The organism is Peteryoungia algae, from assembly GCF_030369675.1.
In the GTDB taxonomy this organism is placed as follows: Bacteria; Pseudomonadota; Alphaproteobacteria; order Rhizobiales; family Rhizobiaceae; genus Allorhizobium; species Allorhizobium algae.
This window is the reverse complement of the sequence record NZ_CP128477.1, coordinates 1,510,028-1,529,145: the sequence shown is the minus strand read 5'-3', so window position 1 is coordinate 1,529,145 and position 19,118 is coordinate 1,510,028. Positions and strand designations below refer to the sequence as shown.

Annotated in this window: 21 protein-coding genes; 6 read left to right on the top strand and 15 right to left on the bottom strand. The window is 61.5% G+C overall.

Annotation, left to right across the window (positions count from 1 at the left end):
• Nucleotides 1–25: 25 nt before the first annotated feature.
• The 3 genes from QTL56_RS07525 to QTL56_RS07515 are packed head-to-tail and all read right to left on the bottom strand — an operon-like array spanning nucleotide 26 to nucleotide 2,671.
• A complete protein-coding gene (locus QTL56_RS07525; RefSeq protein ID WP_245136420.1) occupies nucleotides 26–1,408 on the bottom strand; it encodes an ATP-binding protein in 1,383 nt (460 codons plus the stop codon).
• 44 nt (nucleotides 1,409–1,452) lie between these two features.
• Nucleotides 1,453–2,169 (bottom strand): response regulator, encoded by a 717-nt coding sequence (locus QTL56_RS07520; RefSeq protein WP_229574054.1) that lies wholly within the window; start codon nucleotides 2,167–2,169, stop codon nucleotides 1,453–1,455.
• The gene (locus QTL56_RS07515; RefSeq protein ID WP_245136422.1) at nucleotides 2,156–2,671 is read right to left on the bottom strand and encodes a MarR family winged helix-turn-helix transcriptional regulator; all 516 of its coding nucleotides are present in this window, start codon (nucleotides 2,669–2,671) and stop codon (nucleotides 2,156–2,158) included. The genes QTL56_RS07520 and QTL56_RS07515 overlap by 14 nt, the downstream gene beginning before the upstream one ends.
• Before the next feature lie 312 nt (nucleotides 2,672–2,983).
• Here QTL56_RS07515 and QTL56_RS07510 point away from each other — a divergent pair, with 312 nt between their 5' ends.
• Complete coding sequence (locus QTL56_RS07510) at nucleotides 2,984–3,145, top strand: hypothetical protein (RefSeq protein WP_245136423.1); 162 nt, start codon at nucleotides 2,984–2,986, stop codon at nucleotides 3,143–3,145.
• Nucleotides 3,146–3,234: 89 nt separating this feature from the next.
• On the top strand, nucleotides 3,235–3,879 hold the full coding sequence (locus tag QTL56_RS07505; protein ID WP_245136424.1) for an MBL fold metallo-hydrolase: 645 nt from the start codon (nucleotides 3,235–3,237) through the stop codon (nucleotides 3,877–3,879).
• Nucleotides 3,880–3,940: 61 nt separating this feature from the next.
• Here QTL56_RS07505 and QTL56_RS07500 read toward each other — a convergent pair whose 3' ends face one another.
• From QTL56_RS07500 to QTL56_RS07480, 5 genes are all read right to left on the bottom strand, one after another.
• Entirely contained in the window at nucleotides 3,941–4,396 is a 456-nt protein-coding gene (locus QTL56_RS07500) for a BA14K family protein (RefSeq protein WP_245136425.1), read from the bottom strand.
• A 156-nt stretch (nucleotides 4,397–4,552) separates the two neighbouring features.
• The gene (locus tag QTL56_RS07495) at nucleotides 4,553–4,768 is read right to left on the bottom strand and encodes a cold-shock protein (RefSeq protein WP_006725577.1); all 216 of its coding nucleotides are present in this window, start codon (nucleotides 4,766–4,768) and stop codon (nucleotides 4,553–4,555) included.
• 537 nt (nucleotides 4,769–5,305) lie between these two features.
• Nucleotides 5,306–6,454 carry a PQQ-dependent sugar dehydrogenase gene (locus QTL56_RS07490; RefSeq protein WP_245136426.1) on the bottom strand — a complete coding sequence of 383 codons (1,149 nt, stop codon included), beginning with the start codon at nucleotides 6,452–6,454 and terminating at the stop codon, nucleotides 5,306–5,308.
• A gap of 123 nt (nucleotides 6,455–6,577) precedes the next feature.
• On the bottom strand, nucleotides 6,578–7,864 hold the full coding sequence (locus QTL56_RS07485) for an NAD(P)/FAD-dependent oxidoreductase (RefSeq protein WP_245136427.1): 1,287 nt from the start codon (nucleotides 7,862–7,864) through the stop codon (nucleotides 6,578–6,580).
• Nucleotides 7,865–7,931: 67 nt separating this feature from the next.
• Nucleotides 7,932–8,231 (bottom strand): hypothetical protein, encoded by a 300-nt coding sequence (locus QTL56_RS07480; RefSeq protein ID WP_245136428.1) that lies wholly within the window; start codon nucleotides 8,229–8,231, stop codon nucleotides 7,932–7,934.
• Nucleotides 8,232–8,592: 361 nt separating this feature from the next.
• On the opposite strand from QTL56_RS07480, the gene QTL56_RS07475 reads away from it, so the two are divergent.
• Nucleotides 8,593–9,795, top strand: coding sequence for a pyridoxal phosphate-dependent aminotransferase (locus tag QTL56_RS07475; RefSeq protein ID WP_245136429.1), 1,203 nt, complete (start codon nucleotides 8,593–8,595; stop codon nucleotides 9,793–9,795).
• Nucleotides 9,796–9,897: 102 nt separating this feature from the next.
• Here the strand turns inward: QTL56_RS07475 and QTL56_RS07470 are convergent, their stop codons facing one another.
• Together QTL56_RS07470 and QTL56_RS07465 are read right to left on the bottom strand one after the other, a co-directional pair.
• The gene (locus QTL56_RS07470; protein WP_245136430.1) at nucleotides 9,898–11,103 is read right to left on the bottom strand and encodes an OpgC family protein; all 1,206 of its coding nucleotides are present in this window, start codon (nucleotides 11,101–11,103) and stop codon (nucleotides 9,898–9,900) included.
• Nucleotides 11,104–11,292: 189 nt separating this feature from the next.
• A complete protein-coding gene (locus QTL56_RS07465) occupies nucleotides 11,293–12,417 on the bottom strand; it encodes a calcium:cation antiporter (RefSeq protein WP_245136431.1) in 1,125 nt (374 codons plus the stop codon).
• Between the two features lie 126 nt (nucleotides 12,418–12,543).
• Here QTL56_RS07465 and QTL56_RS07460 point away from each other — a divergent pair, with 126 nt between their 5' ends.
• On the top strand, nucleotides 12,544–12,813 hold the full coding sequence (locus QTL56_RS07460) for a DUF2188 domain-containing protein (RefSeq protein ID WP_229574039.1): 270 nt from the start codon (nucleotides 12,544–12,546) through the stop codon (nucleotides 12,811–12,813).
• 54 nt (nucleotides 12,814–12,867) lie between these two features.
• Here QTL56_RS07460 and QTL56_RS07455 read toward each other — a convergent pair whose 3' ends face one another.
• Entirely contained in the window at nucleotides 12,868–13,794 is a 927-nt protein-coding gene (locus tag QTL56_RS07455) for a LysR family transcriptional regulator (protein WP_245136432.1), read from the bottom strand.
• Nucleotides 13,795–13,886: 92 nt separating this feature from the next.
• Between QTL56_RS07455 and QTL56_RS07450 the strand changes: the two genes are divergently transcribed.
• Both QTL56_RS07450 and QTL56_RS07445 read left to right on the top strand, forming a co-directional pair.
• On the top strand, nucleotides 13,887–14,924 hold the full coding sequence (locus tag QTL56_RS07450; RefSeq protein WP_245136433.1) for an NAD(P)H-binding protein: 1,038 nt from the start codon (nucleotides 13,887–13,889) through the stop codon (nucleotides 14,922–14,924).
• An 8-nt stretch (nucleotides 14,925–14,932) separates the two neighbouring features.
• Nucleotides 14,933–15,301 carry a DUF6220 domain-containing protein gene (locus tag QTL56_RS07445; protein WP_245136434.1) on the top strand — a complete coding sequence of 123 codons (369 nt, stop codon included), beginning with the start codon at nucleotides 14,933–14,935 and terminating at the stop codon, nucleotides 15,299–15,301.
• 59 nt (nucleotides 15,302–15,360) lie between these two features.
• Here QTL56_RS07445 and QTL56_RS07440 read toward each other — a convergent pair whose 3' ends face one another.
• From QTL56_RS07440 to trxB, 4 genes are all read right to left on the bottom strand, one after another.
• Nucleotides 15,361–16,461 carry an alkene reductase gene (locus tag QTL56_RS07440; protein WP_245136435.1) on the bottom strand — a complete coding sequence of 367 codons (1,101 nt, stop codon included), beginning with the start codon at nucleotides 16,459–16,461 and terminating at the stop codon, nucleotides 15,361–15,363.
• A gap of 59 nt (nucleotides 16,462–16,520) precedes the next feature.
• Nucleotides 16,521–16,814: an ArsR/SmtB family transcription factor gene (locus QTL56_RS07435; RefSeq protein WP_229574031.1), complete on the bottom strand. Its 294-nt coding sequence runs from the start codon at nucleotides 16,812–16,814 to the stop codon at nucleotides 16,521–16,523.
• 364 nt (nucleotides 16,815–17,178) lie between these two features.
• Nucleotides 17,179–18,075 (bottom strand): LysR family transcriptional regulator VtlR, encoded by an 897-nt coding sequence (locus QTL56_RS07430; protein ID WP_229574029.1) that lies wholly within the window; start codon nucleotides 18,073–18,075, stop codon nucleotides 17,179–17,181.
• 21 nt (nucleotides 18,076–18,096) lie between these two features.
• Nucleotides 18,097–19,074, bottom strand: coding sequence for a thioredoxin-disulfide reductase (gene trxB / locus QTL56_RS07425; RefSeq protein ID WP_229574028.1), 978 nt, complete (start codon nucleotides 19,072–19,074; stop codon nucleotides 18,097–18,099).
• Between the last annotated feature and the right edge of the window lie 44 nt (nucleotides 19,075–19,118).

Genomic DNA, 19,118 nt, shown 5'->3' with positions numbered 1-19,118 from the left:
CCCCTTTTCTTTGCAGGATCAGGTTTCAAACCGGAACACGGATGATGGCGCGCAGGCCGCCCAGCGGGCTGTCTTCGAGCGTGACATTGCCGCCATGGCTGCGCGCGATGTCGCGGGCGATGGCCAGACCCAGGCCCGTGCCCGATGCGTCGAGGTTGCGTGCCTCGTCGAGGCGATAGAAGGGCTTGAAGACGTCGTCGCGCGCTTCCTTGGGAATGCCCGGCCCATCGTCGTCGAAAACGATCACCAGCCATTTCGCCGTATGGCGCGCGTCGATGTCGAGGCGGTGCGCATAGCGGCGGGCATTGGAGGCAAGGTTCGTGACCAGGCGCGTGAAGGCGTTGGGGCGGACAAAGACCAGAGGATCGCCTTCCAGCTTCCAGGTCAGCTTTCGGTCATGCAGCGCGAAATCGGCTTCGATCCGCTCGAAGAGTTCGCCAAGGTCGAGCCTGCCGACATCCTCTTCCACCTCTCCCTTGGCGAAATCCAGATAGCCTTCGAGCATGCTCTGCATGTCGTCGATGTCCTGATTGAGGCTGTCGATTTCCGGTCCGTCGCCGGTGAGCGCCAGTTGCAGGCGAAAGCGGGTGAGGATGGTGCGCAGGTCGTGGCTGACGCCGGCCAGCATGGCCGTGCGTTGCTCCATCTGGCGCTCGATGCGCTCGCGCATGAGGATGAAGGCGAGGCCGGCGCGGCGCACCTCGTCGGCGCCGCGCGGCGAGAAGCCTTCCGACAGGCGCTGGCCCTTGCCAAAGCTTTCCGCCGCGTTGGCCAATGCCATGATTGGCCTGATCTGGCCGCGCAGGAAGAGGATGGAAATGACGATCAGGACCAGCGCTGTCGAGACCATCCAGACGAGGAAGATATGGGTGTTGGACGCATAGGCCGAATTGCGCGAGGCGAAGATGCGCAATGTCTGGTCGCCGAGGGCGATGCGGATCTCGACAAGACGTGAGGTGCCGACCGTGTCGATCCAGAAGGGGCGACGGATCTGCTCGGCGATTTCGTCGGACAGAATCTGGTCGAGGATGGAGAAGAATGGGCGCGGGCGGGGCGAGGGGAGCTCCGTGCCCGGCTCTAGAGAGACGATCAGGTTCAGCCGATTGGCCGCCACGTTGACGATCTTGTCGAAATCCTCTTTCTCCGGGTAGAGCTCGATCAGCTCGATGACAGCCGAGATGTCACGGGTGACGGCTTCGGAGAGACGTTCGGTCACCAGCTGCCAATGGCGCTCCATGAAGACGAAGGCGACGACGGTCTGCAGGATCAGCATCGGCAGGATGATGATGAGCAGCGAGCGGGCGTAGAGACCGGTCGGCAGCCGGTGCCGCAGCCAGCGCAGCATGCCCGGCAGTCCGGTCGCCGGGCTGCGGTCCTGATCGCGACGGATCTGATCGAACAGCGTCATGTTCCACTACTTCCCCGGCGCAGCGCGCACCGTCGTCGAAGGCTTCAATCCATGCTCAGGCGGTAGCCGATGCCGCGGACCGTCTGCAGCCAGACGGGGTTGGCGGGGTCATCCTCGATCTTTCGCCTGAGACGGTTGATCTGAACGTCAATCGTGCGCTCGCCGACCTCGGCATCATTGCCGACCAGTTCGTGCCGCGGGATCGTGTCGCCGGCGCGGGTGGCGAAGAGATACATGATATCCTGCTCGCGGTCGGTAAGGCGGATGATTTCGGCTCCCTTGCGCAATTCCTTGCGCAGAACCGAAAAGGTGTAGGGGCCGAACATGACCTGTTCGATCTTGGGCGCATCCGGATTCATGTTGCGCTTCAGGATGTTGTTGATCCTGAGCACCAGTTCGCGCGGATCGAATGGCTTGGCGAGATAATCGTCAGCACCGGCTTCGAGACCGGCAATGCGGCTGTCGGCCTCGGATCGGGCGGTGAGAAGAATGATCGGCACTCGCTTTTCATCCGACAGGCTCTGGGTGAGCGACAGGCCGGATTCGCCTGGCATCATGACGTCGAGCACGAGGAGATCGAAACTCAGGCCCTCCAGCTTGCGCCGCGCTTCGGCGGCGTCGGCTGCAATCGAGACACGAAAACCCTTCTCCGTCAGGAAACGGTGCAAGAGATCGCGGATACGGGTGTCGTCATCGACCACCAGGAGATGAGGGGCATCGTCGGTGAGCTCAATCTTCTTCGACACGTCAGTCTGCTCCATCCGTCTCGAGGGTCTGTATCACCGTCTGTCTCTGCATGCCCTCGAGGAAGCGGCGCACCACCGCGCGCTCGTCTGATGTCATGCCCTCCATGGCGTTGGCTACCCGGCGGGACTGGGGCTCGGAGAGGGCGAGCGCAAGTTCCCGGCCGGCGAGCGTGGGATAAAGGCGTCGCTGGCGGCGATCGGCGGGGCCGGCCATCTGGCGGATGTAGCCGCTGTCGATCAGTTCCTTCAGCACGCGGGCCAGGCTCTGTTTGGTTATCTGCAGGATGGACAGGAGGTCGGCGACCGTCATGCCGGGGCGGCGACTGACGAAATGGACCACCCGGTGATGGGCGCGGCCATAGCCGAGCTTGGCAAGGATGGCATCCGGGTCGGAAACGAAATCGCGATAGGCGAAAAACAGGCTTTCGATGGTTTCGAAGTCGATCGACTTGTCGTCGACCACCGGCAGATCCGGCAGAGTCTTCTTGGCAGTCTTCGTCGCAGACTGTCGGGCCACGCTCGTCCTTCCTTTCCTCCGGCGTGCGCGAAATCGCTCGCGACCGCCGGCTCATCACTCATCGCTCAGGGCCGATGCTTCCCCGCGCCAAGCCGTCTTTGCGCGGCCGGCCGTTCATCCCCCGTCTCACTGGCGGGGATTGCAGGCAAAACTATGCGCAAGTGTAGCAAATTTCCAACAAATTTACGCAGATCGCACAGCTTACAGGCGCGGCTGCGAAACCTATCGCCGTCAGCCTCGTTAAACCCGCAGTGATCAAGCGCAAGCCCGGGACAAGCCGTATCGGCGAGGTTTGCGAAAGGAGAGAGGACAATGACCATGACGGACCGCGAGCACACGACCCAGACTTCCAGCCTACGGCCTGTCGCCATGCTCGTCTTCACCGCGAAGATCATGGTGGCGAGCTTCCTGGTGGCGCAGGCGTCCATTCTTCCCGCCTCTCCGGTGTCGCAGGTTTACGGCCTGTCGCGCTGACCGCCAAACCGGCTGGCCGGCTCGCAGTTTCTCTCGGCGCAGGGCCATGCTAAGGCGCCTTACCGAACTGAGAGAAGGACCGTCAGCCCATGGGAAAGATTCAAGCGGGCATCATCCCCGTCACACCGTTCCAGCAAAACTGCACCATCCTCTTCGACGACGAGACCCGTGAAGGCGTGATCGTCGATCCGGGTGGCGATGTCGATGTCATCCTGCAGGTGATCGCGGAGAATGGCATCACGCTCAAGGCGATCTGGCTGACACATGGTCATCTCGATCATGCCGGCGGTGCTGCCGAACTCAAGGAAAAGACGGGGCTCAGCATTATCGGGCCGCACAAGGACGACCTGCCGCTGTTGCAGCGTATCGAGACCCAGGCGGCGTCCTATGGCATTGACGGGCTGCGCAGCGTCGTTCCGGATCAGTGGCTGGAGGATGGGCAAACGGTGTCCTTCGGCGATCACGTGTTCGAGGTCTATCACTGCCCGGGCCATGCCCCGGGTCATGTCATCTATTTCAATCGTGGACAGAAGTTCGCCCATCTCGGTGATGTCTTGTTCAGCGGGTCCGTCGGGCGGACGGATCTGCCAGGCGGTAATCATCAGACGCTGATGAACTCGATCCGCGACAAGGTCCTGCCGCTCGGCGATGACGTCGGCTTCATCTGCGGGCACGGGCCGGGCAGCCGGATCGGCGACGAGCGGCGCTCCAATCCCTTCATTCAGGGTCTCTGAACGACAAAAGCGCCGGGTGACCGGCGCTTTTTCGATTCTGCGGTGCGGTTACGGTCGCGGCTCAGCCGGCCGTGCAGAAATGCGTGCGGCCGTCATAGCCGACGAAGGTGCCAGTGCGCGCGTTGAAGCTGCGGTAGCGCTGGGCGCAGTAGTCATACCAAGCGCCGGTCCAGGGCTCGATGCCATAGGACTGAACGACGGGGCGCGGCTGCTGATAGACCGGGCGCGGACGATAGGTGTGGCGCGGCGGCGGCGGCGGGTAATCGTCGACATAGTAGTCCGGCTCGTTGTAGACGGAGACCGGCCGGTCGACATAGACGCGGCGCTGCGGCGCAGGATTTGCAAGGGCTGAGCCGACGATGACGCCGGTCGCCAGGCCAATCACGCCGAGAGCGAGAGCATCGTCGGACCGGTGATGGCGATAGTTGCGGTCACCGGCTTCGGCCTGCGTTGCAGCGGCGATGGGTGTCAGGGTGACGGCAGCAGCAAGTAGAGCGTTTTGCGCAATTTTCATCATGACGTCTGTTCCTCAGCCTTGGCTAAACCATGGGCCGGTTCTGGCTGTTCGGGCCGCCGGCGATAGTTGCAATCTATGAGGCACCGCCTGAACGCAGGCTGAACGAAAAAACCCGGCAATAATGCCGGGCCGCAATTCGTGGAGATCCGGTTTGTATCAGCCGGAGATCTGCAGGTTCACGGCCTTGGGGCCCTTGCCACGGCGATCGGGCTCGGTGTCGAAGCTGACCTTCTGGTTCTCGGTCAGACCCGATAGGCCCGATGCCTGAACAGCGGAGATATGGACGAAGATGTCCGCGCCGCCGTTGTCGGGCTTGATGAAGCCAAAGCCCTTGTCGGTATTGAAGAATTTTACAGTGCCAGTCTCGGCCATGCGTCAGGTCCTTTTCTCTCTGCCCATATTCGGCGGGGCAGCATTGCAATGTACCCGCGAGCGGGTGAGCGGCAGGCATTTGTCGAAATTAGAGGAAAGGGGCCCTGTTACCGCAGACTAGCCAAGTGCATGTTGCCATCCACTGTAGTTGGTCGGCCCGGGGTTGTTATAGCGTCCCCGGCGCGCATTACTTTATAGGTCTTCCCATGCTCGCAAAATTGCCCGAACAGTGGAAGAGTGCTTGCTTTGTCGAAAATTGGCAAGCGAAAGTTTTAACCCTTTCGTGGGTGAGAGTCCTTTGTTTTCAGTGCGAACAACGTGATTCGCGAGACCGAAAAGCTCTCCTGGCGCCATTTCGCCGAAAATTTGCATCGCTTGCGATGGAGATTGGGTGAATTGGCTGCGCAAACACGGAGTTTTGCGGGTGAAAATTTCTCGTGTTCGATTTTCGCCGTAGCCTGATATCGCGCCGTCTGGCAGCTATTTCCGCCCAGATTTGCTTCCTTGCGGGGACGTGCGGCCTGGTCTTGGCAGTCTTCAGCTGTCGCTGCCGCGCGTAATGCGCAGCAATTGGCCGTCCTCTTCGTCGGTCACCAACAGAATTGAGCCGTCCGGTGCGACTTTCACGTCCCGGATACGTCCATATTCGCCACCCAACATCCGCTCTTCGGTTTCAAATGAGCCTTCGTCGTTGCGTTCCATGCGCGCCAGGAGTTGGTATTTGAGGGCTGCGACCAGAAAGTCGCCGTCCCATTCCGGAAACATTGTGCCGCGGTAGATGGCAAGCGCCCCAGGTGCGATCGACGGGTCCCAGTAGTGGAGCGGCTGCTCGTAGCCGTCGGCGGACTGTCCAATGCCGATCTCAGCGCCCGAATAATGCTTGCCGTAGGAGATGACGGGCCAACCATAGTTTTTGCCGGCCTGCGGCGCGTTGATCTCGTCTCCACCGCGGGCACCGTGTTCAACCGTGTAGAGACGGTTGTCGGCGGGATCGATCGCAAGGCCCTGTGGGTTGCGGTGGCCGCTAGACCAGACCTCCGGCAGGGCCTGGCCCTGCGGGTTTCCATTCGCCGGGCTGCCGTCCGGTGTGATGTGCATGATCTTGCCGGCGTGGTCAGCAGGATCCTGGGCGCGATCGTCGTCGCCCCGATCGCCGATGCCGAAAAAGAGGCTGCCATCGGCTGCAATGGCGATGCGCGATCCGAAATGCTGGCCGGCTCTTGTCAGCTTGTTCATCAGGAAGATGCGGTCGACCTCTTCGAGGCGTTGCTCGTTCTCGCTGAGGCGGGCTGAAAAGACGGCGGTGCCCTGGCCTCCCGGACCGGGGACAGCCGCAGTGAAGAACAGCTGCCGCGTTTCGGCAAAGTCCTTCGCGAGCGCCACATCGAGAAGGCCGCCCTGACCGACGGCGGCGATCGCCGGTAGCCCGCGCAGAGGCTCGCCGACCTTTCCGTCTCTTATTATGCGCATGCGGCCGGGGCGCTCGGTCACCACATAGGCTCCATCAGGCAAGACCTCGACGGACCAGGGATGTTCCAGGTCGCCGGCGACGGTGGTAACCTTCAGGGTGACACTGCCGGCATGGTGCTCCGACTGGTCCTGTGCCGAGGCGGGCAGGGCGAGGGCGAGTGCAATAATGGGCGCTGCCAGCAGCTTGGTCTTGTCCGACAGGTTCAGCATCTTCATCTCCTCGTCCCGGCATATCTCATGACTTCTGGTCAATGTGGGGATGGAAATGCCTGTGGCAAGACGTGGAGTGGGCAGGCTGCGCCTCCTGACCGAATTGTGAAGAGGCGCCGCTGCCGTGCATCAACTGTCGAAGCTGACGGCCTTCAGCTTGTCGATGCCGAGAGCCTGCAAGGCGAGCTTTTCGTAGAAGGGCTCCGACTTGCCGAGCTTCACCTTGTAAAGGAAGTATTTCTCGAAGCCGATCTTCGCGGCGTGGACCCATTTGCCCTGTGACGACCAGTTGACGTTGCGGGGCGGCAATTGCGGCTGGGCGACGAAGGCGATGCCGCCATCGCCGAAATCGGCGAGGCAGACGGCGTTCCAGGTCCCTTGCGCATTGGCTTCCTCCCCGGCGATGAGATTGGCGATGTTGTGCGCCGTGGCGGTCACCATGGACTCAATCATGAAACCGGTCTTCGGTACGCCGACAGGCACCGGCGTCTTGCCTATGGGCGGGATCGCGACGCAGACGCCGACAGAAAAGACGTTGCTGTAGGTCGGGTTCTGCTGGTGTTTGTCGGCGAGGATGAAGCCGCGCGGATTGGTCAGGCCCTCGATGTCTCTGACCGCCTCGATGCCGCGGAAGGCCGGGAGCATCATCGTGTAGACCGAGGGAATTTCGTGGGTCGCCTTGACGGTGCCGTCCTCGTTGATCTCCTCGGCGACGACCTTGTCGCTCTCGAACCGGTTCACGCGGGCGTTCGTCACCCATTTGATGTGCTTGGAGCGCAGTGCGCTTTCGAGCAGGCCCTTGGTGTCTCCGACGCCATCCAGCCCGAGATGACCGATATAGGGTTCGGAGGTGACAAAGGTCATGGGAACGCGGTCGCGGACCTTGGCATCGCGGAGCGCCTTGTCGAGTATGAACGCGAATTCATAGGCCGGGCCGAAACAGGAAGCGCCCTGGACCGCGCCGATGACGACAGGGCCGGGATTTGCGACGAGCTTGTCGAAGGCTTCCTTCGCCGCAAGTGCGTGATCGATATGGCAGACGGATTGCGTGTGATGGTCTGGACCGAAGCCTTCGATTTCGTCAAAGGCGAGATCAGGGCCGGTGGCGATGACCAGGTAGTCATAGTCGAGTGAGCTGCCATCGAGCATTTCGACCCGGTTTTCACCCGGGTGAACGCGGGCCGCGCCTTGGCTGTGCAGGGTGACATTGCGTTTGGCGCAGGCGGGGCGAAGGTCCACCTCGATTTCTTCCCGTCCGCGCCAGCCGACGGCTACCCAGGGGTTGGATGGCACAAAGGAGTAGGTCGGCCCCTTGCTCAGAAGATCGATCTCGACCTCCCCGCCGAGGCGGTCTCTCAATTCATAGGCCATGATCGTGCCGCCGAGACCGGCACCCAGAACTGCAATGCGTTTCATGATGGCTCCTCCAATTGGTGGAGGATAGTATCTACGAAACTACATATATATCAATTAGACTATTTTCTTAGGCGTCTTCTGCCCGGGCGCGCTGGACGATATCGTGCCAGCCGCGCTTCCACAGGGCCAGGCCGCCGGCCGCCATGACGGCGAAGCAGGCGAGCAGAAGGAGAATGAGAAGATGGCGCTCGGTTTGCGGCAGTGGCAGGTCCTGGCCGTGTGAGGCCGGGACATGGACGAGCCGAACGGGGGCGGCGCGTGCGATGCTTCCCGTCGTCAGATGGTCGGCACGGGTGTCGTGAACCGTCAGACTTTGGGCGACTGGCGCTGTGGCGGGTGGCGTGGCGGCGCCGGGGCTGGCGAACATAAACAGGGCCAGAGCCAGGCCGCTGGCGGCCGCCAACCACGCGAGGGATCGGCTCCGACGGGAAGGAGGTGTGCGTGCTTCCAATTCGTAATCCATGGCGGGTGCCTTCGTCTCGTTGACTTGACCGCATGAAACCGTGTGATCACGTCCGCAGAACGACGAAATTGTGGCGTTTCGCATATCGAATTGTGATTTCGCCGGTCATTGCAAAATTGGTGCGGATGGGGAGACCGCGCCATGGTTCGATTCTCTTCAGCTTCCGATGCTTTTGGCTTGAAAGGCAGGGCCTCTTTCGCCATAGAGCTTGGACCTGAGGCCCCAGTGACCGGGGCCGATGTTCAATCAGCTCAGGACCTGCACAATGGCTTTCCTCGCCGACGCCCTTTCCCGCATCAAGCCTTCCGCGACCATCGCCGTCACGCAGATGGCCCGGGAACTCAAAGCGCAAGGGAAAGATGTGATTTCGCTTTCCGTTGGCGAGCCTGATTTCGACACGCCGCAAAACATCAAGGATGCGGCTGTGGCCGCCATCGCCCGCGGCGAGACGAAGTACACGCCGGTTGCCGGCATTCCGGAACTGCGCAAGGCGATCGCCGACAAGTTCAAGCGGGAGAACGGTCTCGACTACAAGCCCGAGCAGGTCATTGTCGGCACAGGTGGAAAGCAGATTCTTTTCAATGCCTTCATGGCGACAATCAATCCGGGCGATGAAGTCGTCATCCCGGCGCCGTTCTGGGTGTCCTATCCGGAAATGATCGCACTGTGCGGTGGCACGCCCGTTTTCGTCGAAACGACACTCGAGAACGACTTCAAGCTCACCGCCGAGCAGTTGGACAAGGCGATCACGCCGAAGACCAAGTGGTTCATGTTCAATTCGCCGTCCAACCCTTCGGGCGCTGCTTACAGCAAGGAAGAACTGAAGGCGCTGACCGACGTGCTGATGAAGCACCCGCATGTCTGGGTTCTGACCGACGACATGTACGAGCATCTCGTCTTCGGCGACTTCGTCTATTACACGCCGGCCCAGGTCGAGCCCGCGCTCTACGAGCGCACCCTGACGATGAACGGCGTCTCCAAGGCCTATGCGATGACCGGCTGGCGTATCGGTTATGCGGCAGGCCCGCTGCCGCTGATCAAGGCCATGGACATGATCCAGGGCCAGCAGACCTCGGGTGCCTGCTCGGTTGCCCAGTGGGCGGCCGTCGAGGCGCTGAACGGTCCGCAGGACTTCATCACGGAATCGAAGAAGGCCTTCGAAGAGCGCCGCGATCTGGTTGTCTCGATGCTGAACCAGGCCTCGGGCATTGTGTGCCCCAAGCCGGAAGGCGCCTTCTATGTCTATCCGTCCTGCGCTGCACTGATCGGCAAGACCGCGCCCTCCGGCAAGGTCATTGCAACCGACGAGGACTTTGTCATGGAGCTTCTGGCGACCGAGGGTGTTGCCACCGTGCACGGCTCGTCCTTCGGCCTCGGCCCGAACTTCCGTGTGTCCTACGCGACGTCCAACGAGAAACTGGAAGAAGCCTGCAGCCGCATCCAGCGCTTCTGCGCCTCGCTGAAGTAAGAGCTGACGTTCAGGGGTTTTTCGAAGGGCTCGCCATAAGGCGGGCCCTTTTCGCATTGGGGCACTGGCTCAGGCATCCGCCTGTCTTGGTGCGGTCTGCTGTCATGCCGGGGTTTTCATTCCGTTGCCGACATACGGTGCGTTGGCGAAGATCTTCTCGCGGTCTCGCCACAGGGCGGGCAGGGTGAGAAGGCCAAGCGCCGCAAAGGTGATCGCGGTCTTGGTCAGTTGCGACAGTTCGGGCGTACGGGCATCGAGATAGTAGACCGCGTAGACGATCAGCACGTGCCAGACGTAGATCTGGAGCGAATGACGGCCCAGAAGCTGGAGGATGTTCAGCGTGAAGAGGCTTGTCAGTGTCGAGGCGATCCGGCGGATCAGTGCATTGTCGTGGCGCGGGCCGGCGATCAGGATCCAGGCGAGGCCATAGGCAACGGCTGCGAAGTTGATCAGATAGACGGGGCCGAAATCGGCGCGGACTTCCATCAGCCCGAATTTTTCCAGCACGAAGCCCGGCATGAAGCCATGGGCGGTGGCGACGCGCAGCGGCAGGAAGAAGAGGGTGATAGCGAGGGCGGTCCAGGCGAGTGTCGTGCGCCCAGGGTCGAAAACCTTCTGCCATTCGATCTTCTTCATCGAGGTCAGCGTGCCCGCAATGATGCCGGCGAAGAAGACGATCTGCCAGCCCAGCAGGTTGAACGAAACGCGCAGGGCGTTCTCATCCGGCGCGCCAGCCAGCCAGGCGTCGAGCGGGTAGGTGAGGATGCGATGAAGGCCGAGCTGGGCTGCGAGCCAGACGAGCAGGGAGCCGATTGCGACGCCGAGCCAGTTGCCCCGCAGGCAAAGCCAGATCACCACGGGCGCGAAAACCATATAGGCGATGTATTGCGGCAGGATGTCCATGAATGTCGGCTGGACAAGGAAGGCGGCGATGGGGGCCAGCGAACTCGGGTCGAGCAGACTGGCGTCACCCAGCCAGTTTTCCCAGGCGGACACGGCACCCGGCAAGATCAGCTGGAGCGCGAGTACGATCAGGATGATCGCCATGGCGTAGCGATAGAGTTCCAGCGCACGCGACCAGATCTTGTCACGGCCGGCGGTATAGCCGTCCTTCATCATCTTGCGGCTGTAGACCATGCCGGTCAACAGGCCCGAGAGGAAGACGAAGCCCTGTGCATCTTCGACGAAAGCGAGGTTGCGGTGGTTGATTTCAACGAGCCAGAGGCCCCCGGTGAACACCAGGTGGTTGATCAGCATGAAGACGAGGAAGTAACCCCGCATGCCATCGATCACGTCCAATCTCTTCACGTTCGACTCCCGAGTTGGCCCCCCGGTGATCCGCAGGGGCGATCATCATCCGCATCGTGTTGAGAATGCGGCGGGAGGCCCAATGGAGGCCGATCCTTGCGGGAGGAACGGCAGCTTTCCCCAAAAGTTCCGCGACCAATTGCTCACGGAGCCGTGCCCGAACGGCGATGAACGGGCTTGCCGCGCGCCTCAGAGGCCGAGAAAAGCGAGCATGATGAAGGTGGCGAAGAGAACGAAATGGGTCATGCCCTCAATTGCATTCGTCTCGCCGTCGTTGAGATTGATGGCGGCCGCAACGAGGGTAATGGCGACCATTGTCGTCTGGACCGGGGTCATGGCCATGACGAAGGGCTGGCCCGTGTAAAGCGCGATCGCCTCCATCACAGGCACCGTGAGGATGACGGTGGAGAGGGATGCGCCCATGGCGATGTTGACCACGGCCTGCATGCGGTTTCGCAAGGCTGCGCGCAGGGCGGTGAGTATTTCCGGGGCAGCGGAAATGCCGGCCACGAGGATCGCCGTCAAGGCAACCGGCGCTCCGGTGCCTTCGAGGCCAGCATCCATCATGACCGACATGATCTCGGCGAGAACGCCGATCACGACGACACCGAAGAGGATCACGGCGATGGACCAAATCGTCGATCCCTTATGCGCCTCGTCCACGGCCGCGGCTTCCTTCGGCGGCGTGGCGGGCGGCGTCTCCGCTGGGCGACCCGCTTCACGGCCGGGATAGCTGTAGGAGAAGAAGTAGCTGTGAGTTCCGACCTGCATGCGCAGGAACAGCGCGTAGAGCGCAATCATCGCCCCGATCGTGAAAGCGGAGTAATATTGCCAGCGGTCAGACGGCACAAATTCCGGGACGATCATCGATATGCCCATGGCCGTCAGGATCATCACGCCATAGGTTTTGCCACTGTCGTCATTGTAGGGCTGTTCGCCGTGCTTCAATCCCCCGAGCAGAGCGGCGAGGCCGAGAATGCCGTTGATGTCGAGCATCACGGCCGAATAGATCGTGTCGCGCACCAGGGTGGGGGAGGCGCCGTTGTTCATCATGATGGCGAGGATCAGGACTTCCACCGCGACGGCCGAAAGCGTCAGGATCATCGTGCCATAGGGATCGCCAACCTTGTGGGCGAGGATTTCCGCATGATGGGCGACCCGCATGGAGCCCACGACAATGGCGGCGATCAGGACCGCAGCGCCGACCAGAGAGGTCGCCTGACCCATTTCCAGCACCGCATGTTCTGAGAACCAGGCGATGATGGCGACGGCGATCGGGATGAGGAGAAGTCTTTCCTGCCTGATGAGGGACACGGCTCGTTCCTTGTGGTGGCTTGCGTATGAAACGGGTAGCAGCGCGGCCTGTTCCCGACCTTTCCAGCGACGATTTGCGGTCAGCCGAATTTGATGGAATACTCCGGCTGGAGGAGGGAAGTGGCCATGGTGAAGATCATCTACGAGATCGTCCAACATGATGGTGGCTGGGCCTATCGCCTGGGAGGCGTCTATTCGGAAGCCTTCGCGACGCATGACCAGGCCCTTGAGGCGGTCAGGATCGTCATGGCCGAGCAACAGGTCGGCGACGAGAGTGTGATGATCAGCTATCAGGATGAAACGGGGCGCTGGCACGAAGAATATAGCGACGGAGGAGACCGTCCCGAGGTGGATGTGGTCGACAGCTTTGACGGCGAAGAGCCACCCTCTCCCTGATCCGGATGCGTTGAACAGGATCAATGACCTGGCCGGGTCTGTTCATTTCCTGATTCAGTGCGGTGGAGGGGGCAGATCCTTGCCGTCGCCGACCCTGATCCAGTCGCCGAGACCGGCGGCGAGGGCATCGAAAGTGCTGCGAAACCGCGGCACAGTCTTCAGGTTTTCATGCATCACCACAAAGGTTTCGAGCGCGAGATCGAGCGCGTCCGGCAGGACCTCCACGAGATCGGGATCGCGGGCGCCGATCGCATTCTGGCAAATGCCAATTCCGAGACCGGCGCGGATCGCCGCCAGCTGGACGAGATTGCTGTCGGTGCGAAAGTCGAATGTCACGCCTGCGAGATTGGGGCGGGTTTTCAGCAGATCCCGGATATAGGCGAGCTGTCGATCGAAGCCGATCAAACGATGCTCCTTCAGGTCCTCCAGCGATTTGGGAACGCCGTGGCGATCGAGATAGCTGCGATGGGCATGAAGGCCGAGCGAGATGTGTCCTATGCGGCGGCTGACCAGGGCGGACTGGGTGGGGCGCACCATGCGGATGGCAATATCGGCTTCCTGCTGCAGCAGGTCCTCGATCCTATCAGAGGCGGATAGTTCTATCTCCAGGCTCGGGTGGGCCTCCTGAAGCCTGGCAAGGATGGGCGGCAGCGATTCCGCCGCGATCACTTCGCTCGCGCTGATGCGAACCGTGCCGCGCACGTTCTCCATGTCGCCGGAGGCGATACGGGCGAGGGCCGAAGACATGGCAGCCATGGTCTTTGCATGCGCCCGCATGGCCAGGGCTTTTTCGGTCGGCAGCAGTCCCTGCTGGGTTCGCAGAAAGAGGGGCGCTCCGAAGGTTTGCTCCAATGCCTCGATGTGCCGGCCGGCGGTCGGTTGGGTGAGCCCCAGCGCGCGCGCGGCCGCAGACAGCGACCCCGTCTCGATGACGAAGAGAAAGGTTCGATAGTGGTCCCAGCTGATGTGGTTAGGAGTCATACATTTTTGAATGTCATGTGTACGATATTTGGCAATTTTGAATATCACACGGAAATGACAGAGTCACTCCAGTTCAAACACAGGAGATGACAATGACAGACTTTTCCAAGGCCTCCCTGCAGGCTCCCCTCGCGCTCGTCCTTGGCGCCACCGGCGGCGTCGGCGGGGCACTTGCGCAAGCGCTCCTACAGCGCGGCTACCGCGTGCGTGCGATGCACCGTAGGCCAGAGAAGCAGCACCTGATGCGCCCGCGTTATGAATGGGTGTCCGGGGATGCCATGATAGCAGACGATGTGCTGCATGCCGCGCGGGGCGCCAGTGTCATCGTTCATGGCGTCAATCCGCCCGGCTACCGGAACTGGGGTGAACTCGTGCTGCCGATGATCGACAACACGATCGCCGCCGCCCGCGCTGTGGGGGCCCGAATCCTGATGCCGGGTACGATCTACAATTTCGGCGCCGATACGTTTCCGCTGCTGAAGGAGGAGAGCCGTCAGGCGCCGCAGACCGTGAAGGGTCGGATCCGTGTCGAACTAGAGCAGCGTCTCGAGCGAGCGGCAGGCGAGGGCGTTGTCGTGATCATCGTCCGGGCCGGAGACTTCTTCGGGCCTGATGCAGGAAACAACTGGTTTGCGCAGGGGCTGGTCCAACCCGGCAAGCCCATTCGGTTCGTCCTCAATCCGGGCCGCAAGGGCGCAGGTCATGCCTGGGCCTATCTGCCGGATGTCGCAGAAACCTTCATGCGACTTCTTGACCGGGCAGACGAATTGCCAAGTTTCGCCCGTTTCCACATGGAAGGTTTCTACGACCATGACGGAATGCAGATGGTGCAGTCGATCGGCCGGGCAGTCGGTCGCGCCAATATCCGTTCGTTTCACTTCCCATGGCGGCTGACAGGCTTTCTCCGTCCTTTCGTGCCGCTGCTAAGGGAACTGCACGAGATGCGGTACCTGTGGCGGAAGACGATCCGGCTCGACAATGGCGCCCTGTGTGCTTTCCTCGGCGAGGAGCCGCGCACGCCGATCGATCAGGCCGTCAAGGTCACGCTGCGGAGCCTGGGTTGCCTTCCTGAGCCTGACGCCATGGTTGCATCAAAGGGCACAGAGCTGATTGCTGGAGGCGGACAGTGAGCCGCGCAATGTCCGTTTCTTCGATGCCTCGACTTGGCTTTCGCGCTCTTGCGGCGCTCACCCTTGTCGGGATCGCCGTCCAGTTTTTTCTTGCCGGGATGACGGTATTCGGGGGCGGGACCGGATGGGAGGCACATGCTGCGACCGGCGGGGCTGTCGGCGTGCCGATCATGGGGCTCTTCCTGACATCCTTCATCGCTGGCCTGCGCGAATATCGGTCGATGGCCGGCGGATTGCTTGGCCTCTACCTGCTTCAGGTCGCGTTGGCGGCCAGCGGTCAGGTCCAGCCGCTGATCGGGGCTCTGCATCCTGTCAATGGGCTGCTGATGGGCTTGCTTGCGGCGCGTCTCACCTTGCGGCTGGGGTTTCGCCGTTGAAGTGACGGCACGTCAGCATGAAAAAAGGGCTCCCGGTTTTGCGGGAGCCCTTTCGCGTATCAGGCGAGAGCCGGATAGGTGGTGTAACCCTCGGCGCCGCCGCCATACAGCGTAGCCTGGTCCAGAGGATTGAGGGCGGCATCTTCCTTCAGGCGGCGGACGAGGTCCGGATTGGCGATGAAGGGGCGGCCGAAGGCGACGAGATCGGCGTAACCGCTTTCGACGGCCTCGATGGCGGACGCGCGGTCATAGCCGTTGTTGGCGATCCAGGCACCCTTGCCTCCGGCGTCGCGATAGGCGGACTTGAGGGCCTTCCAGTCGAAGGGCAGGACGTCACGTGGGCCGCCGGTGGCACCTTCGATGACGTGCAAGAAGGCCAGATCGCGTTTTGCCAGCGCTTCGACAAGCGCGGTGTAGACGGCCTTGGGGTCGGGATCGGAGACATCATTGGCCGGTGTCGTCGGCGAGATGCGGATGCCGGTCTTGTCGGCGCCGATTTCCTTGGTCACGGCGTCCACGACTTCCAGCGTCAGTCGGATGCGATTCTCGATCGAGCCACCATATTGATCCGTGCGCTGGTTGCTGTTCGAACGCATGAACTGCTCGAGCAGGTAGCCGTTGGCGGCATGAATCTCGACGCCGTCGAAGCCCGCCTCGACAGCCGCGCGGGCCGCCTTGCGGTAATCCTCGATGATGCCGGGAAGCTCGGCAGTTTCGAGCGCGCGCGGTTCAGATGTTTCGACGAAGGCGCCGGAACCGTCAGCGTTCAGCACATAGGTCTTGGACTTGGCCGCGACAGGAGACGGGGCAACCGGCTTGCCGCCTTCGGGTTGCAGGCTGGTATGGGAGATCCGGCCGACATGCCAGATCTGGGTGACGATCCTGCCGCCCGCCTTGTGCACGGCGTCCGTCACCTTCTTCCAGCCCTCGATCGCTTCGGATTTGTAGAGGCCGGGTACATCGGCATAGCCTTGCGCCTGATGGGTGATCGCCGTGCCTTCACTGATGATCAGGCCGGCCGTCGCGCGCTGGCGGTAATACTCGATGTTCAAATCGTTGGGCACGGCGCCCGGCGAACGATTGCGCGTCAGCGGCGCCATGGCGATGCGGTTGGAAAGCGGGATGCCGCCGACGGATGTCGGTTCAAAAAGCTTGGACATGAAACCTCTCGGGAGTTTCCAATGATGGGAAGGTTCATTGGGAATCCCGATGTGGGGCATCAGAGTGTTTCGTTCAAGGTCTTCACGAATTCGGCAATAGATTCTTCGTTGCGGCGATAGAGAACCCGCTGTCCGACCCGTCGCGAGCTGATCAGGCCGGCACGTTGCAGGGTTGCGAGATGGGCGGACACGGCAGACTGGGAGAGGCCTGAACGTTCGAACTGCCCGGCGCTGATGCCGTCGACCGCTTCGGCATCAGGTATGCCGAAAAATTCCATCGGTTGCTTCAGCCAGATCAACATTTCCATGCGGGCCGGGTGTGCCAGCGCCTTCATTACGTCCTCCAGGACCATGTCCCCTCCAATGCAAGCAACCAAAACGAAACTGTGGCGGTGCGATCACAGGGCGCCCGCAGAAATGCGGGCGGTGTCTACTCCGCCTGGCGCTTCAACGGGGAGCGGAGCTTATCGTTCCATCGAGAAAACAAAAAAAGAGGGCCACCGGTAAACCAGGGCCCTTTGAATTGTGAAGGTCAAAAACCTCCAGAGGGGAACAGCTGCTGCGGTGGAACTGGGAGGAAAAAGCCACCATGTGCATCAGCTGTGTGCGATATGGTGGTTTTTTGTGCAGTGAACAATGCTTTTTTATGCATGTCAGGCATGCGCAAGCTGCAGGTCTGTGTGTGTGGCAGACAAAGACGGCCGGTCGATAAAAAACTCAGAAGTTCCAGTTGCGGGCTTTGGCGACGATGAAGTCCCTGAATGCCTTCAGCTTTGCCGCGTTCTTGATTTCGTCGGGGTAGCAGAAATAGGTGTCAAAGGAGGGGACGTCCGCGCTGGTCACGAGCTGCAACAGACCCGGATCACGCCCGACGATGTAATCCGGCAGCATGGCGATGCCGATGCCGAGCAGGCAGGCGCGCTTGATCGATGTCAGACTGTTGATCTGCAGGTGCGGCATGCGCGGATTGTCGGAGGAACGACCCGCGACCTCCAGCCAGTTGACGTCCAGAAGGTAGTTTGGCGCCGGCTCCCCGAAGGTGATGATCTTGTGGTTGTCCAGATCCTCGATCGATTGCGGCTCACCATAGCGATTGATGTAGGACGGAGCCGCATAGACGTGCATGTGCACGGTGAAGAGTTTGCGCTGGATGAGGTCCGACTGCTGTGGCTGTCGCAGACGAATCGCGCAGTCGGCGTGGCGCATGTTCACGTCGAGCTCCTCGTTGTCGAGGAGGAGCTGGATCGACATATCGGGGTAGAGCTGGAGGAATTCCTGCACCTTGTCGGTCAGCCACCCCTGGCCGAGGCCCACCGTGGTCGTGACACGCAACTTGCCGGACGGCTTTTCCGTCGTCTCGGTGAGCTGCATTTTGACCGTCTGCAGTTTCAAGAGAACGTCATGGGCCGTGCGGTAGAGCAATTCGCCCTGTTCTGTGAGGATCAGGCCTCGGGCATGGCGATGAAAGAGTTTTACGCCGATATCCTGTTCCAGGGAGGAAACCTGGCGGCTGATCGCCGACTGGGACAGATGCAGCTTGTCTGCGGCATGGGTAAAGGACCCAGCTTCGGCAGCCGCGTGGAAAATGCGCAGTTTGTCCCAGTCCAACGGCATGCTGGCCCCCTTCACGTCGGTTTACTCCGCGGCTTGCTGCGCATCCACCGGGATTGCCGACAGGTAGCGTTCGGCTTCCAGTGCCGCCATGCATCCCATGCCGGCGGCGGTGATCGCCTGACGATAGATGTCATCGGTCACGTCACCGGCAGCGAAGATGCCGGGCACGTCGGTCGCTGTAGAATCGGGCGCGGTCCAGAGATAGCCGTTGGACTTGAGCTTCAGCTTGTCCTTGAAGAGTTCGACCGCCGGTGCGTGGCCAATCGCGACGAAGACGCCGTCGATCGGCATGTCGCTGACAGCGCCCGTGAGCCGGTCCTTGAGCCGGACGCCGGACACCGAGGGCGGCATGGGCGGCTTGGCCGGCGCGCCGGTGATTTCCTCGACCGTGGTGTTCCAGAGAACACGGATATTATCCTTGGCGAAGAGGCGCTCCTGCAGGATCTTTTCAGAGCGGAAACTGTCGCGCCGGTGCACGACCGTGACCGACTTGCAGATATGCGAGAGATAAAGCGCTTCTTCGACCGCGGAATTGCCACCGCCGACCACGATCACGTCTTTGTTGCGATAGAAGAAGCCATCGCAGGTGGCGCAGGCGGAAACGCCGAAGCCCTGGAAATGCTGCTCGCTTTCAATGCCGAGCCACTTGGCCTTGGCACCGGTGCAGATGATCAGCGTGTCGGCGGTCCAGACCTGACCGCTGTCGGTCTTCACCGTGAAGGGGCGATTGACGGTGTCGACTTCGGTGACGAGGTCGCTGACGATCTCGGTCCCGACATGGATCGCCTGGTTGAGCATCTGTTCCATCAGCCAGGGGCCCTGGATCGGATCGGCAAAGCCTGGATAATTCTCGACATCGGTCGTGATCATCAACTGGCCACCCTGTTCCATGCCGGCGATCAGAACCGGCTTCAGCATGGCGCGGGCGGCGTAGATCGCTGCAGTGTAGCCGGCAGGGCCGGAGCCGATGATCAGCACCTTGGTGTGGCGGGCAGTCATGTCGCTTCCTTTCAACGCGCAGTCGGTGTCGACCGGGGCCTCGA